Origin of the sequence: Caballeronia sp. GAWG2-1 (genome assembly GCF_023631405.1) — a bacterium.
Taxonomy (GTDB): domain Bacteria; phylum Pseudomonadota; class Gammaproteobacteria; order Burkholderiales; family Burkholderiaceae; genus Caballeronia.
In genome coordinates this window covers 172,862-186,801 of sequence record NZ_JALQDD010000027.1, presented here as the reverse complement: position 1 = coordinate 186,801, position 13,940 = coordinate 172,862, and the positions used below count along the sequence as shown (strand labels likewise).

General features: G+C 62.1%; 12 protein-coding genes and 1 riboswitch. Of the genes, 4 read left to right on the top strand and 8 right to left on the bottom strand.

All coding sequences use genetic code 11. The annotated features are described in order from the left end of the window. Positions 1 to 61: 61 nt before the first annotated feature. From NCR98_RS17315 to NCR98_RS17300, 4 genes are read right to left on the bottom strand one after another with little or no spacing between them, the layout of a single operon-like run. The gene (locus NCR98_RS17315; RefSeq protein WP_250526779.1) at positions 62 to 298 is read right to left on the bottom strand and encodes a DUF1289 domain-containing protein; all 237 of its coding nucleotides are present in this window, start codon (positions 296 to 298) and stop codon (positions 62 to 64) included. Continuing rightward, entirely contained in the window at positions 295 to 1,596 is a 1,302-nt protein-coding gene (locus tag NCR98_RS17310) for a cobyrinic acid a,c-diamide synthase CobB (RefSeq protein ID WP_250526778.1), read from the bottom strand. The genes NCR98_RS17315 and NCR98_RS17310 overlap by 4 nt, the downstream gene beginning before the upstream one ends. A gap of 4 nt (positions 1,597 to 1,600) precedes the next feature. Further along, entirely contained in the window at positions 1,601 to 2,203 is a 603-nt protein-coding gene (gene cobO / locus NCR98_RS17305; RefSeq protein ID WP_244829493.1) for a cob(I)yrinic acid a,c-diamide adenosyltransferase, read from the bottom strand. Next, positions 2,200 to 2,580, bottom strand: coding sequence for a cobalamin biosynthesis protein (locus NCR98_RS17300; protein ID WP_250467228.1), 381 nt, complete (start codon positions 2,578 to 2,580; stop codon positions 2,200 to 2,202). The genes cobO and NCR98_RS17300 overlap by 4 nt, the downstream gene beginning before the upstream one ends. 116 nt (positions 2,581 to 2,696) lie before the next feature. Further along, positions 2,697 to 2,947: riboswitch (cobalamin riboswitch) on the top strand. A 145-nt stretch (positions 2,948 to 3,092) separates the two neighbouring features. On the opposite strand from NCR98_RS17300, the gene cobW reads away from it, so the two are divergent. The 4 genes from cobW (at position 3,093) to NCR98_RS17280 (ending at position 9,636) form a co-directional block, all read left to right on the top strand. Beyond that, the gene (cobW, locus tag NCR98_RS17295; RefSeq protein ID WP_250526777.1) at positions 3,093 to 4,172 is read left to right on the top strand and encodes a cobalamin biosynthesis protein CobW; all 1,080 of its coding nucleotides are present in this window, start codon (positions 3,093 to 3,095) and stop codon (positions 4,170 to 4,172) included. Between the two features lie 3 nt (positions 4,173 to 4,175). Beyond that, positions 4,176 to 7,949, top strand: coding sequence for a cobaltochelatase subunit CobN (gene cobN, locus NCR98_RS17290; protein WP_250526776.1), 3,774 nt, complete (start codon positions 4,176 to 4,178; stop codon positions 7,947 to 7,949). Further along, on the top strand, positions 7,946 to 8,956 hold the full coding sequence (locus NCR98_RS17285) for a magnesium chelatase ATPase subunit I (protein WP_250526775.1): 1,011 nt from the start codon (positions 7,946 to 7,948) through the stop codon (positions 8,954 to 8,956). The genes cobN and NCR98_RS17285 overlap by 4 nt, the downstream gene beginning before the upstream one ends. Before the next feature lie 71 nt (positions 8,957 to 9,027). Beyond that, positions 9,028 to 9,636 (top strand): vWA domain-containing protein, encoded by a 609-nt coding sequence (locus NCR98_RS17280; protein WP_244829498.1) that lies wholly within the window; start codon positions 9,028 to 9,030, stop codon positions 9,634 to 9,636. Positions 9,637 to 9,646: 10 nt separating this feature from the next. Here NCR98_RS17280 and cobJ read toward each other — a convergent pair whose 3' ends face one another. From cobJ to cobG, 4 genes are read right to left on the bottom strand one after another with little or no spacing between them, the layout of a single operon-like run. Continuing rightward, on the bottom strand, positions 9,647 to 11,299 hold the full coding sequence (gene cobJ, locus NCR98_RS17275; RefSeq protein WP_250526774.1) for a precorrin-3B C(17)-methyltransferase: 1,653 nt from the start codon (positions 11,297 to 11,299) through the stop codon (positions 9,647 to 9,649). Continuing rightward, entirely contained in the window at positions 11,287 to 12,012 is a 726-nt protein-coding gene (locus tag NCR98_RS17270; protein WP_250510116.1) for a precorrin-2 C(20)-methyltransferase, read from the bottom strand. The genes cobJ and NCR98_RS17270 overlap by 13 nt, the downstream gene beginning before the upstream one ends. Next, positions 12,012 to 12,638: a precorrin-8X methylmutase gene (locus tag NCR98_RS17265; protein WP_250526773.1), complete on the bottom strand. Its 627-nt coding sequence runs from the start codon at positions 12,636 to 12,638 to the stop codon at positions 12,012 to 12,014. Before NCR98_RS17265 ends, NCR98_RS17270 begins: the two co-directional genes overlap by 1 nt. Beyond that, entirely contained in the window at positions 12,631 to 13,860 is a 1,230-nt protein-coding gene (gene cobG, locus NCR98_RS17260; RefSeq protein WP_250526772.1) for a precorrin-3B synthase, read from the bottom strand. The genes NCR98_RS17265 and cobG overlap by 8 nt, the downstream gene beginning before the upstream one ends. Between the last annotated feature and the right edge of the window lie 80 nt (positions 13,861 to 13,940).

The following is a 13,940-nucleotide window of genomic DNA, read 5'->3' as shown; positions in this document are numbered from 1 at the left end:
ATCGAATGCTCGATGGATGTCAAAAGGCCCGCGTCGCTTGAGCACGAGCGCGAGCCTTCGTTCATTGCGAGGCCGCGCGCCGCTCAAGCAACTGGTCGAACAACGCGAGCTTCGCGTGATCGTCCATCGTTCTAAAGAATTTAATTTCCTCGCGGCTTCTAAAGCATCCCGCGCACAGGCCGCTCGATGCGTCGAGCTTGCAAACGCCGGTGCACGGCGAGCCGATTGGCTCCTGCGCGCTGGCGCGTTCGATCATCTCGGCGAGATCGCGTGGCCCGATTTCGGTCGATGTCGTCATAGTGCTTCGCCGCGAAAGAGCGCAGCCATTGCCGCAGGATTCGAGGGCCAGTAAGCGTGCATGTAAGTGGCCGTTATCGCGCCATGACGATAAAGCGCTTCGCCCTGCGCACCGGTCGTTGCGTGCGTGGCTGTCGTGAAAGGCTGCATCGATGTCTTGAGCGTCGAATAGTGAAAGGTGTGGCCGGTGAGCGGACCGTGGGCGGTGTCGACTCGTTGCATCGCCAGCCGCGAAAGACGGCGTTGCATGGTGGCGTCGCCGGGAAGGGCGCTTAGCATTGAATGACGATTGCCTTCGACATCCGTCAGTGCGTCGAGCAGGTAGAGCATACCGCCGCATTCCGCGACTACCGCGCGATTGCGCGCGATATGTTCTTCTATCGAAGCGCGCGTGCACGCATTGGAAGCAAGCGTCGCGGCATGAAGCTCGGGATAGCCGCCGGGCAAGTAGAGCGCATCGACATGAGCGGGTACGGGCTCATCCGCTAGCGGGGAAAAATAGCTGACGCTTGCGCCCGATGCCTTTAGCAAATCGACATTCGCGGGATAAATAAATGAAAACGCGGCGTCCCGCGCGATCGCAATGTGCAATCCGTCGAGAAGACGCGGCGGTTCACTTAGCGTGATGTCGTCGTCGAAGCGAACGAGCGGCGGCAAATCGGCAAGCGTGGTCGCGGCAATGGCATCGGCGGCGCGGTCGAGACGCGCATCCAGGTCCGCCACTTCCCGCGCTTGAGTGAGGCCAAGGTGACGTTCGGGTAGCGCGATATCGTCCGCGTTCGAAAAATGACCGCAATAGCGCAGCCCTTCGGGGATGGCTTCGGCCAGCATCTGTGCATGGCGCGCAGACGCCACGCGATTTGCAAGCACGCCATGAAACGGCACATCGGGCCGATAACGCGCAAGTCCGAACGCAAGCGCGCCGAAGGTTTGCGCCATGCCATGCGCGCCGATTACCGCGAGCACGGGCACATTGAACGCAGCGGCGAGATCGGCGCTGCTCGGCGTGCCATCGAAGAGGCCCATTACGCCTTCGATCAAAATAAGGTCGGCTTCCTTGGCGGCCGCGGAAAGCATCGCGCGGCACGCTTCCAGTCCGACCATCCAAAGATGCAGCGAATAAACGGGCGACCCGCATGCCCGCTCGAGAATCATCGGATCGAGAAAATCCGGCCCGGTCTTGAAGATGCGCACGCGCCTGCCTTGCCGCGTGTGATGACGCGCAAGCGCGGCCGTCACCGTGGTCTTGCCTTGATGCGACGCGCTCGCGCCGATGAAGAGTGCGGGACAGTTTGCCATTGCGTCAGAACTCGACGCCGCGTTGCGCCTTGACGCCCTGCTCGCGATAAGGGTGCTTTACGAGGCGCATTTCGGTGACGAGATCGGCTATTTCAATGAGCTCATCGGCCGCGTGTCGTCCTGTCACGACGACATGCAGCATGGCCGGCCGTGCCTTTAGCACGCCGAGTACTTCCTCAAGCGGCAAATATTCGTACTTGAGCACGGCATTGAGCTCGTCGAGTACGACCATCTGATACTCGCCGCTTTGGATCATGCGTCGTGCTTCGTCCCATCCCTTGCGCGCCGTGGCGATGTCCGCCTCGCGATTTTGCGTGTTCCACGTATAGCCATCGCCCATCGTCACGAAATCGCAATGCGCGATTGCGCCAAGGAAATCGCGTTCCGACGTATGCAGCGCGCCTTTGATAAATTGCACCACGCCGAGTTTCATGCCGTGCCCGAGCACGCGCATGGCCATGCCGAATGCAGCGGTGGTCTTGCCTTTGCCGTTGCCGGTATTGACGATCAACAGGCCCTTTTCATGGTCGGCGGCGGCCTGCTTTTTCTCATGGCCTTCCTTGCGCCGCTGGGTCATGCGCAAATGCGATTCGGTATCGGTTTTCATGCTTGTTTCTTCGATGGTGTCTCTGCAATAGCGACCGTCACGCCGCCCGCGATAGTCTTATGCACGACGAGCCGGCCGCCGCTGGCAATGAGCGCGCAAGGCTCGCATACGCCGTCGACATTCAAATGCCGCCTGGCCTGCGATAAGAATTTCCCAGGCGCGCGCTCGATTTGATCGGCGCTAAAGAAATCCACGCGCAATTGATGACGCTCGCAAAATGCAAGCAATCCTGTTTCGTCTTTCTTAGCGTCGATGCTTGCCACGCTGGCGATATCGGCAAATGCGAGCGTGCCAAGCGCACCACGCACAGCGCGTTCTATTGCTTCGGCGCTTACGCCGCGGCGGCAGCCGATGCCGATGACGAGCGCGGCGCTCATGCTAAACGAAGCCAATTCATGGAGGTCGACTTGAAAAGCCTTAAGGCGGAGGAAAGATACCATACCGGACGCTTAGGCAGGCACCATGCTTTCTTGACGCCTAACCCCGCTAGCCCTAGACTTTCAATAGTTCAGGTGCTCGCGCGCCAAGTCTTTAGCGCGCAGTTGAACGGGAAACAGGAAGCGCGCGTTCAGGCGAACGCAAGCCAACCTGTGCTGCCCCCGCAACGGTAAGCGAAAGCCACGCATGACATGCGCGGCAAGCCGGTTTCAAAGCCACTGTGCTAGGCGTTCAAAGCGTCCGGCGCGGGAAGGCGAAGCGGCTATTTTCGTCAGCCCGGATACCGGCCAGAATTACCGAAGGGATTTCCTTAGCCGCGGGGTTGCGGCGTATTCCCAGATCCACCGAGTCGTGCGCTTTTCCATGTCCATGCCGCTGCAAAGGTCGAATAGACCGCATCGCGCACACCATCACGCATAGGGCGCACGCATCAATCAAGCACGGAGCAACGATGCAAACGCGCAAGATCCCCGTCACGGTCGTGACCGGCTTCCTCGGCAGCGGCAAAACCACGCTGATGCGGCACATTCTTTCAAACGCGCAGGGCAAGCGCATCGCGGTCATCGTCAACGAGTTCGGCGAGCTCGGTATCGATGGGGAAATTCTCAAGGGCTGCGGTATCGGTTGCGACGACGAAGCAGGCTCCGCCGAACGCAATCTCTATGAACTCGCGAACGGTTGCTTGTGTTGCACCGTGCAGGAAGAGTTTTATCCGGTGATGGAGCAACTGCTTGAACGGCGCGACAGTATCGATCACGTGTTGATCGAAACGTCCGGGCTTGCCTTGCCCAAGCCGCTCGTGCAGGCCTTCAACTGGCCGTCCATCAAGAACGCCTTCACCGTGGACGCGGTCGTTACCGTGGTCGACGGTCCGGCTGCGGCAAGCGGTCAGTTCGCGGCAAATCCCAGCGCCGTCGATGCGCAGCGCAAGGCCGATCCGAATCTCGATCACGAATCGCCGTTGCATGAATTGTTTGAAGACCAACTGTCGTCGGCGGATCTCGTCATCGTCAACAAGACCGATCTCATGGATGCCGCCGCGTTGAGCAAGGTCGATGCGCTCGTGCGTCCCGAGATTCCGCCCGAAGTGAAGATCGTTCCCGCGCAGATGGGCAAACTCGACATGCATGCGCTGCTCGGCTTGCAATCCGCATCGGAAGAGACCATTCATCTGCGGCACGACCATCATGGCTCGCCCGACGAAGACGGTCATGCGGATCATCATCACGACGAGTTCGATTCCGTGGTGGTCGCAGCGGATGTCGAGTCGCGCGAACAGCTGCTTGCGGCACTGCACGTGCTGGTGGAAAGGCACACGATTTACCGTGTGAAGGGCTTCGCGGCGTTGCCGGGTGCCGCCATGCGGCTCGTCGTGCAAGGCGTGGGGCGACGCTTCGACAGTTACTTCGACAGGCGCTGGAACGAGGGCGAGGCATCGAGTCGCTTCGTGCTTATCGGCGAGGACCTCGACCGCGAAACGCTGCAACGTGCTTTCGTTTCCGCGTTGCAGACCTTACCCGTGCAGGCCTGAGCGATGCATCTGCTGCGCACGACTCCGGGAGGCTTCGTCGACGACGCAGCAGGCGTGATGCGGATCGAGCAGACGCGCGCGCCCATTGTCGTGCTCAGTTCGGCCGATACCACGCTCGCGCTGCTCGCAAGCGTCTTTCCGCGTCTCGGCCCCGGCTTTCCGGAAGTGCGGCTCGCAAATCAATCGTTCCTGCGCCAGAACGCTTCGGTCGACTTTTATGTCGACGACATTCTGCGTCATGCAAAGGTCGTCATCGTCGATCATCTCGGCGGCGAATCGTATTGGCCCTACGGTATCGAGCGTCTCGTCGCTTTGGCAAAGCGCGAAAAGCAAATGCTCGCCATGTTTTCGGGCGATCTTGCGGAAGACCCGAATCTCATCGGCAAGAGTACGGCCGATGCCGCGTTCTGCCGCGACCTGTCGCGCTATTTACGTGAAGGCGGCGCGCGCAATGCCGAAGAGTTTCTACGCGCCATTGCGCATCGCGCGTTCGGTTGGGGACGCGAAGCGCACGCGCCGAGCGCGTTGCCCGCGGTCGCGATCTATCACCCCGAGCGCGAAAGCGCTTCTAGCGACGATTGGCGCGAACGCTGGACCGAAGGCGCGCCGGTGGTTGCCATTCTTTTCTATCGCGCGCACCTTCAATCAGGCAACACCGCTGTGTTCGATGCATTCATCGAAGCGCTCGAACGCGAGGGCATGAATCCGCTGCCCATTGCGATTGCATCGCTCAAGGAAAGTCTGAGCCGCGAAGTAGTGGAGCGTTTGTGCGCGCAGCATGGTGCATCGCTCGTGCTCAATACCACGGCGTTCGCTGCGGGCGTGATCGGAGAAAGCGAAGCATTCGAAGTGGCCGGCGATGCGCCCGTGATGCAAGTGATCTTGAGCGGGGGCAATCGCGATGACTGGCAGAAGGACAATCAAGGCCTGAATTCGCGCGATGTCGCCATGCACGTGGCGCTCCCCGAGGTGGATGGCCGTATCATCACGCGAGCGGTGAGCTTCAAGGGGCTTGCTTATCGATGCCCGCATACGCAGGTCGACGTGGTGCGTTATAAAGCCGATACCGAGCGCCTGCGCTTCGTCGCCGAACTCAGCGCGCGCTGGTGCAAGCTCAGACATACGCCGAACGAGCGCAAGCGCATCGCGCTCGTCTTGGCGAATTATCCGGCGAGCGAAGGGCGCATTGGCAACGGCGTGGGACTGGACACGCCGGCATCGGCCATCAACATCTTGCAGTTGCTCGAGCGTGAAGGCTATCGCTTAGACCAGATTCCCGAACATGGCGATGCGCTCATCGAAGCGCTTACGCGAGGCGTGACGAACGACCCTGTCGTGCGCGATCTTCGCCCGGCCCTGCAAAGTCTTGCGCTCGAAGATTATCTCGATGCCTATCGCGCGTTGCCGCTGGATGCACGGCAAGCACTGGAAAATATATGGGGCGCGCCTGAAGACGATCCGACGATACGGCGCGGCCGCTTCATGATTGCAGGCTTGCGTTGCGGTGAAGTGTTCATCGGCATTCAGCCTTCGCGCTCGCGCGAGCGCAACGATTATGCGAGCTATCACGATGCCGAGCTCGTGCCGCCGCATGCGTATCTCGCGTTTTATTTTTGGTTGCGCTTGCGTTTCCAGGCCGATGCGCTCGTGCATGTCGGCAAGCATGGCAACCTCGAATGGCTGCCGGGCAAGAGCGTTGCGTTGTCGGCATCGTGCTGGCCCGATCTCATTCTCGGTCCCATGCCGCATCTCTATCCCTTCATCGTGAACGATCCGGGCGAGGGAAGTCAGGCCAAGCGTCGCGCGCAGGCGGTCATCATCGACCATCTGATGCCGCCGCTCACGCGTGCCGAAAACTATGGGCCGCTGCAGGATCTCGAACGACAAGTGGACGAATACTACGAAGCGCTCATGGTCGATACGCGCCGCGCGAAGCTGCTGCGCAAGTCCATCCTCGCGAACATCGTCGAGAACAGGTTGCATGAGGAACTCGGGCTCGACGCACCGCGCGACTTGCAAGGCGAAGACACGCTGCTTACGCGTGCCGATGCCTATCTGTGCGAACTCAAGGAAGCGCAGATACGCGATGGTCTGCATGTGTTCGGCGTATCGCCCGAAGGCGTGCAAAGGCGCGATACGCTGCTCGCATTGGGCCGTTTTCCGACCGGCGACGGACGCGGTGCGAATGCAAGTCTCATCACGGCCATGGCGCGCGATCTCGCGCTCGGTGAAGCGTTCGATCCGCTCGATGCCGACTGGGCGGCGCCATGGAATGGACCTCGCCCCGACGCGCTTCAAAACGCGGTCGACGCGCCTTGGCGGCATCATGGCGATACACGCGAACGCCTCGAATCGTTAGCGTTGCAACTATTTCAAGGCGATGCCGAATCGCCGGGGCCGCAAACGACGCTGGTGCTCGAACGCTTGCAAGGCGATGTGCTCGCGCGTCTCGACGCGTGTGGTCCGCAAGAGCTCGAGCAACTGAAGCGCGGGCTCGAGGGCCGCTTCGTGCCGCCTGGTCCGAGCGGTTCTCCATCGCGCGGCAGACCGGACGTGTTGCCTACCGGACGCAATTTTTATTCGGTCGACACACGCGCGTTGCCGACTCAGGCCGCGTGGTCCATCGGCCTCAAGTCGGCCAATCTGCTGGTGGAACGACACGTGCAGGATCACGGCGATTTCCCGCGCGCCATCGGCCTTTCCGTGTGGGGCACGGCGACCATGCGCACTGGCGGCGACGATATGGCCCAGGCGTTCGCACTGATCGGCGTACGGCCGAAGTGGGCGGCGGGAAGCAATCGCGTGACGGACTTCGAGATACTGCCAATCTCCATCTTCAACCGGCCGCGTATCGACGTTACCTTGCGCGTATCGGGGTTCTTTCGCGACGCCTTCGCCAATCTCATGCATCTTTTCGATGCGGCGGTGCAAGCCGTCGCCGAACTCGAAGACGAGCCCGAGGATATCAATCCGATTCGCGCGCGCATCATGCGTGAGCGCGATGAACTGATCGGTCGCGGTATGAATGCGAAAGAAGCGCGGCAACGTGCAGGCTGGCGCGTGTTCAGCACAAAGCCGGGCGCGTATGGCGCGGGCTTGCAGGAACTGATCGATGCGAAGCAATGGCAGAGCGACGCCGATCTCTCGGCCGCGTATCAAAGCACGGGAGGCTATGCGTATTCGCAGGCGCAAGACGGCGTGGATGCGCGAGCGAGCTTCGGCACGCGGCTTTCCGCGCTCGATGTCGTGCTTCAGAATCAAGATAACCGCGAGCACGATCTGCTGGACTCGAACGACTACCATCAGTTTCAGGGCGGCATGGTCGCGGCCGTGCGTTATCTTTCGGGCCTGCAACCGCAGGCGTATAACGCGGATCATAGCAATCCCGCCGCGCCGCGCGTGCGGACCTTGAACGAAGAGATTGCACGCGTGGTGCGCTCGCGCGTGGTCAATCCAAAATGGATCGACGGCGTCAAGCGTCACGGCTACAAAGGCGCATCCGAACTCGCTGCAACGGTGGATTATCTCTATGGATACGACGCCACGGCGCGTGTCGTATCGGATCATCAATACGCGCTCGTTACCGACGCTTACGTGAACGACGCAGACACGCGCGAGTTCATCACGCAGCACAATCCTCACGCGCTCCAATCGATATGCGAGCGTCTGCTCGAAGCCATGGAGCGCGGTTTATGGCAAGAGCCGGGCGGCTATCGCGCTGACGTGACGCGCCATTTGCTCGATGTCGAACTGCAACTCGAAGGCCGACAGACTTGAACCCGAACGACGCTGATTTTCCGGTGTTTCCCTTTACCGCGCTCGTCGGGCAGGAGGCCTTGCAGCAGGCGCTCGTGCTCGCGGCTATCGATCCGGCGCTTGGCGGCGTGCTCGTCAGCGGCCCACGCGGAACGGCGAAGTCCACTGCCGCACGCGCCCTTGCCGAGCTATTGCCCGAAGGCCGGCTCGTCACGCTGCCGCTCGGCGCAAGCGAAGAGCAGTTGATCGGTACGCTCGATATTCAAAGCGCCTTGCGCGACGGCGGCGTGACCTTTTCGCCGGGCTTGCTTGCAAAAGCGCATCTCGGCGTGCTCTATGTCGATGAAGTGAATCTGCTGCCCAACCCGCTCGTCGATCAGTTGCTGGATGTCGCGGCAAGCGGCGTGAACGTCATCGAGCGCGATGGTATTTCGCATCGGCATGAAGCGCGTTTCGTATTGATCGGCACGATGAATCCCGAAGAAGGCGAATTGCGTCCGCAATTGCTCGACCGCTTCGGGCTCGCGGTCGAATTGAACAATTGCTTCGATGCGAGCGTGCGGCAACGGATCGTCAGGGCGCGGCTCGCGTTCGATATGGATGCTGAAGCATTCTGCGCACGCCATGCCGACGCACAGTCCGCGCTAGCAGAACGCATTCATGCAGCACGTGCCGTGCTATTCGCGCTCGATCCGGACGACGCGGTGCATGCGCGCGTGAGCGCGCTTTGCATCGCCGCCCACGTGGATGGCTTGCGCGCCGATCTCGTGATGCTGCGTGCGGCGAGAGCGCTCGCGGCATTCGAAGGCGCGAGCAACGTGCAGACGCTTCATGTCGATCGCGTGGCCGACGCCGTGCTGAAGCATCGACGACGCGAGGCCGATGCATCGAAAGGCGAAGCGCCGCAGCAGCCCGCCCCGCGCGATAACGGCAGCACGAATGAAAGCGATTGGGGCTACATGCCGCCCGAGCCAGCAGGCACGGCGAAGGTCAAGCAAGTCAGACCGCTTGCCGCAAAAAAAGCCTGAGCCATCGGAGACACGAAGCGGATGCTCAAGAGCATCGTCTTCGATGGCGTGAAGCGCGGGCACGCGGTCGCATGACCGGTCGCGAAGGCGATGAAAGCACCACGCTCGACTGGATATCGACGCTACGCGCGAAACGTGCCGAGCGTCTCGATGCACGGCATCTTCGCTATCGACGTGTGCAGGGCGAAGCGGCGTCGTTGCATTGCTTTCTTCTCGATTGCTCGGGATCGATGCTCACGGGTGAACGGCTCGCGCGTGCCAAGGGCTTGTTGATTGCGTTGTTCGATCGGGCTTATCGTGAGCGTGCGGAAATTGCGCTCGTATGTTTCGGTGGCGGGCGTGCGGAAGTGCGTCGTCAGCCGGGCGCCGCGCATTGGTGGAACGAGCGCTGGGTGAGTCCTATCGGTGGCGGTGGTGGCACGCCGCTGGCGTTGGGTCTTTCGAGTGCGCAGACCGTGCTTGCACGAGCCGCGCGTCGAAGACCCGCGCAGCGTCGCTGGCTATGGGTGCTGACCGATGGCCGCACGAACGAGACGCCCGCGCCGCCGCAGTGCGCGGACCGCGTCGTGCTAGTGGACTTCGATGAAGGGCAATTCGGAGTCGGGCAAGCGAGCACGTTGGCGCTACGCTGGGCGGCGGAGTACTTTCATGCGAGCGAACTGAGCGCGGACTTGCGGTAGCCTGCCCGTGTCATTCATACCTTCGCGGCGTATAAACCCATGCGCCATCGCCGATCACGCGCGTGGTCGATGATCCGACGATCACCATCGTTCGCATGTCCACCATCGTGCTGTCCAACTCGCCAAGCGTCATGATGCGAAGCGTCTCGCCCGCGCGTCCCACATCGCGCCCGAGCACGACGGGCGTTTTGGCATCGCGATGCTGCTTCACGATTTCGATCGCGCGATCGAATTGCCAGGGCCGTGCCTTCGATAGCGGGTTGTAGAACGCCATGACGAAATCGGCCTGACCCGCATGCGCTATGCGTTTCTCGATGACGCCCCACGGCTTCAGATTATCCGATAGCGACAAAACGCAGAAGTCATGGCCGAGCGGTGCGCCCGCACGCGCCGCCGTGGCAAGCGACGCCGATACGCCCGGCACGATCTCGAGTTTCACGGCATGCCATGACGCGTTTGCTTCCTTGTCGAGTGCTTCAAGCACGGCTGCCGCCATGGCGAACACGCCCGGATCGCCCGACGATACGACCACGACCCTGCGTCCCTCGCTTGCCAGTTCGAACGCATGTCGCGCGCGCTGCAACTCTTCGCGATTGTCCGTCATATGCGCGCGTTGATCGGTGCGAAACGGGCCTGCCATGCGCACGTAGGTTTCGTAACCGAGCACGTCTTCTGCGGCACGGAGCGCGGCTTTCGCGGCGGGCGTCATCATTTCGGAGCTGCCTGGACCGAGACCGATCACGGTCAACGTGCCGCGTGCACGGCCTATCGCCTGCGCATCGACGGGCGCGTTCGCGACGTGCAATGCAACGTCGCCGTTATGCGAAACATCGAAAGGCGGGGCGTCGCTGAAACGCAATGGCACGTCGAGCGCTTGCGCGGCATCGGCGAGACGTCGCGATGTCATTGCGTGCGTGGGCGCGACCAGCACAGCGAGTGCGAGCGGCGCGAGGCTTCGTGCTTGAAGTGCCTTGCGTACGCATTCCGCTACATCGCCGTTCGTCGCGTCGTCTTCGATCCATGCAATCACACAACGTGGATGAATCACGAGACTGTGTTCATCGCGGGCGCTTTCGGGCGTGATGCGGATGGCGCGCGACGCATCGTCGGCGCGAGGAAGGGCTGCCTGATCGAGCCACGGTGCGTGGCCTTCCACGCGCGTCGTTGCTCCGCCAAGCAAGTCGGACACGAAGCGCTTGCCGCGTTCGATATCCGCCAGTACGTAGCCTTCGGGCGGCGCGAGCAGACATTGACCGAAGCGTAATTCGCCGCTCGTCGTGATGGCCGGTACGATACCGAGCATCTGGCCGATTTCACGCGCAAGCATGTTCACGCCGCTCATGCCGCCGAGCAGCGGCACGACCGCGCTGCCGTCCTGCGCGACAGCGAGCACCGGCGGCTCCGCGCCTTTATCCGCAAGCGACGCTGCCAGCGCGCGAATCACGATGCCTGCTGAACATAGCGCGACGATTGGCGAGCCTGCCGCGTAGAGTGCCCGCACGTGCGCGCCGAAGTCGTCGAAGGAGACGTCCACCTTCACGCGACTAGCGAGTCCATGAACGAGCGATCCCGGACGACACGCCTGAATCTTGCGCGCGATAGTCAGCGCACCGTTGCCGAGCACGACGATGGCAAGCGGCTTCGCTAAGTCTATGCGCTCCATTTCGTCCCCGGCACGATCAACAGCGAGAAGTAGGGCGATGCCATTGGATCGACTTCGTTCAGCGGCACGATGCGTTGATTCGCCATCGTCGCGCGTTCCACATACAACGCGCGTTTGTCGAGCCCGAGTTCCGCCAGCACACGACGCACTTTGTCGAAGTTGCGGCCGAGCTTCATGATGACGGCGGCATCGCTCGTCGCCAGCTTTCGTTTTAGTTCGGTTTCCGAAAGAACGCCCGAAAGCACCGCAAGGCTCTGATTACGATAAACCAGTGGCACGCCAAGCACTGCGACGCCGCCCAGCATCGAACAGACGCCGGGCACGACTTCTGCCTCGAAGCGCGCGGCAAGGCGATCGTGCAGATACATGTACGAGCCGTAGAAGAACGGATCGCCTTCGCAGATCACCGCCACGTCGCGGCCGGCTTCGAGATGATCCGCAATGGCGAGCGCGCATTCATCGTAGAACGCGCTGATGATCGTCTCGTAGCAAAGCGGCGGTTCGAGCGCTTCCGTCGTCACGGGATAGACGAGCGGCAAGCGCGTCTGCGTGTCTTCGAGATGAGATTCGATGATGCCGAACGCGTTGCCCTTCTTCCCCTTCGCGACGAAATACGCGACCACGGGCGCCGCCTTGAGCAGCTTCAACGCCTTCACCGTGATGAGATCGGGATCGCCCGGACCGACGCCCAGGCCATGGAGTCTTCCGCTCATCACTCGGCCTCCGATGCGAGCGCATTCACGGCGGCCGCCGCCATCGCGCTGCCGCCGCGTCGTCCGAGCAACGCGACGAAAGGAATGCCACGGCTGTCGGCGGCAAGCATGGCTTTCGATTCCGCCGCGCCTATAAAGCCCACCGGAAAGCCGAGGATGAGCGCGGGCTTCGGTGCGCCGTCGTCGATCATGTCGAGTAGATGAAAGAGCGCGGTGGGCGCATTGCCGATTGCGACGATCGCACCCGCAAGATCGGGCCGCCAGAGTTCGAGTGCGGCAGCGGAGCGCGTGTTGCGCATCTCACGGGCGCGTTCCGGCACGGAGGCATCGCCGAGCGTGCAGATCACGCGATTATTCGCGGGAAGGCGCGCGCGCGTGATGCCTTCGGCGACCATGCGCGCATCGCAGAGAATGGGCGCGCCGCTCACGAGCGCTTCACGGCCCGCGATACCGGCATCGCACGAGAAGCGCAGGTCATTGACGATATCGATCATGCCGCACGCATGAATCAGCCGCACGGCGAGCTTTTCGAGGTTGGCGGGAATGGCGGCGAGGTCGGCTTCGGCACGAATCGTCGCGAACGATTGCCGGTAAATCTCCGCACCGTCGCGGGTATAGTCAGACATCGGCATGACTCCGGGCGAGCCATGCGGCCGCCTCTTCGATGAGGAGGTTATGGGCGATCACGTGTGTGCCTCGAAGCACGTCGTAGCGGCCGGGCGCAACGGCAACGAGCGTGTTTTCGACGGGATGCGCCGCCGCACAAAAGCGCTCGCAGCCGCTCAGATGCGCGTGCGCATGCTCGGGCAGCAAGGAGGCTAAACGATGCGCGTCCGCTTTCGTATCGGCACGGCTTTTCGCGCAGCCCGAAGAACCCGCGCATGCGATCAGACGCGCGAACGGATCGCGTGGATCGGTGGCGAGGCCAAGCGCGCGAAGGGCGTCGACGACATGCGTCATGCGATTCGCGTGCACGTCCGGCAGCAACACGCTTTGCCAGGGCGTCATCACGACGCGTTCTTCGGCGAGATCGGCGATTGCGTGAAGCGTATTAGCAGCGAGGCGGCCGAGCGGCGCTTGCGCGCCGACATAGTCCGCATGCGCGCCGAGTCGTAACGTTGCATCGGAAGGCGCGCGACGCCATGACTGAAGTGCGGCGTCGTGCTGTGTTTCGAAGTCGAGGGCATGGAGAAAGCCCGCTATTCCAACGCGTGCGAGCACATCGCGCATGCGGTGTTCTTCCACCGATGCCAGTGCCAGAAACGCCTGCAGCACGGCCAGGATGAAGCGCTTCGCGTCGTCACGCGCAATCGCGCCCGAGGCAGGCGCATGTTCCTCACGATGCGGCATCGATCCTGCAAAACCGAATGCGAAGCACGCGCCATTGTCCAGCGCCGAAAGCCAAAGATCGTGCGGATGATCGAGCATCGCAAGCGTTTCGCCATCGTCGATCTGCAACGCGAACTTCGGCGACAACGCGTGCAACGCGGCATCGGCCTGCATGCTTTCGACGATATCCGCTGCAAGCGCACGCGTTCCCGTGCTCGCAAGCGGGCTCAGCATGACGTTTCGGATATCGTCGGCGCCGGCCGTGGTCGGACCGAGGCCCGCCGCGAGCACGATGTCGATGAGTTCCGCGTGGGCGTCGTCGCGAATGCCGCGCAGTTGCAGATTGGCGCGATTGGTCACTTCGATCGTGCCGGAACCGCAGCGCTCGGCGGCGTGCGCCACGGCATGCGCGGCTTCGCGACGCAACTCGCCACCGGCAAGACGCACGCGCGCAAGGGCGCCATCGCGTGCGGGCACGATACGCATGAGGCCGGGACAGGCCGAAGACCGAGGCGGCAAGAACGATTCCAAAAGCTCGACCGTATGCTCAAGCGCTTGAGTTGCGAACCGGTACACCCCGCCCGGCAGGCTTCGCGCAA

Bases quoted from the DNA above. Each gene is read 5' to 3' on its own strand.
- NCR98_RS17315 (WP_250526779.1), bottom strand. From the start codon at position 298: ATGACGACATCGACCGAAATCGGGCCACGCGATCTCGCCGAGATGATC.
- NCR98_RS17310 (WP_250526778.1), bottom strand. From the start codon at position 1,596: ATGGCAAACTGTCCCGCACTCTTCATCGGCGCGAGCGCGTCGCATCAA.
- cobO (WP_244829493.1), bottom strand. From the start codon at position 2,203: ATGAAAACCGATACCGAATCGCATTTGCGCATGACCCAGCGGCGCAAG.
- NCR98_RS17300 (WP_250467228.1), bottom strand. From the start codon at position 2,580: ATGAGCGCCGCGCTCGTCATCGGCATCGGCTGCCGCCGCGGCGTAAGC.
- cobW (WP_250526777.1), top strand. From the start codon at position 3,093: ATGCAAACGCGCAAGATCCCCGTCACGGTCGTGACCGGCTTCCTCGGC.
- cobN (WP_250526776.1), top strand. From the start codon at position 4,176: ATGCATCTGCTGCGCACGACTCCGGGAGGCTTCGTCGACGACGCAGCA.
- NCR98_RS17280 (WP_244829498.1), top strand. From the start codon at position 9,028: ATGACCGGTCGCGAAGGCGATGAAAGCACCACGCTCGACTGGATATCG.
- cobJ (WP_250526774.1), bottom strand. From the start codon at position 11,299: ATGGAGCGCATAGACTTAGCGAAGCCGCTTGCCATCGTCGTGCTCGGC.
- NCR98_RS17270 (WP_250510116.1), bottom strand. From the start codon at position 12,012: ATGAGCGGAAGACTCCATGGCCTGGGCGTCGGTCCGGGCGATCCCGAT.
- NCR98_RS17265 (WP_250526773.1), bottom strand. From the start codon at position 12,638: ATGTCTGACTATACCCGCGACGGTGCGGAGATTTACCGGCAATCGTTC.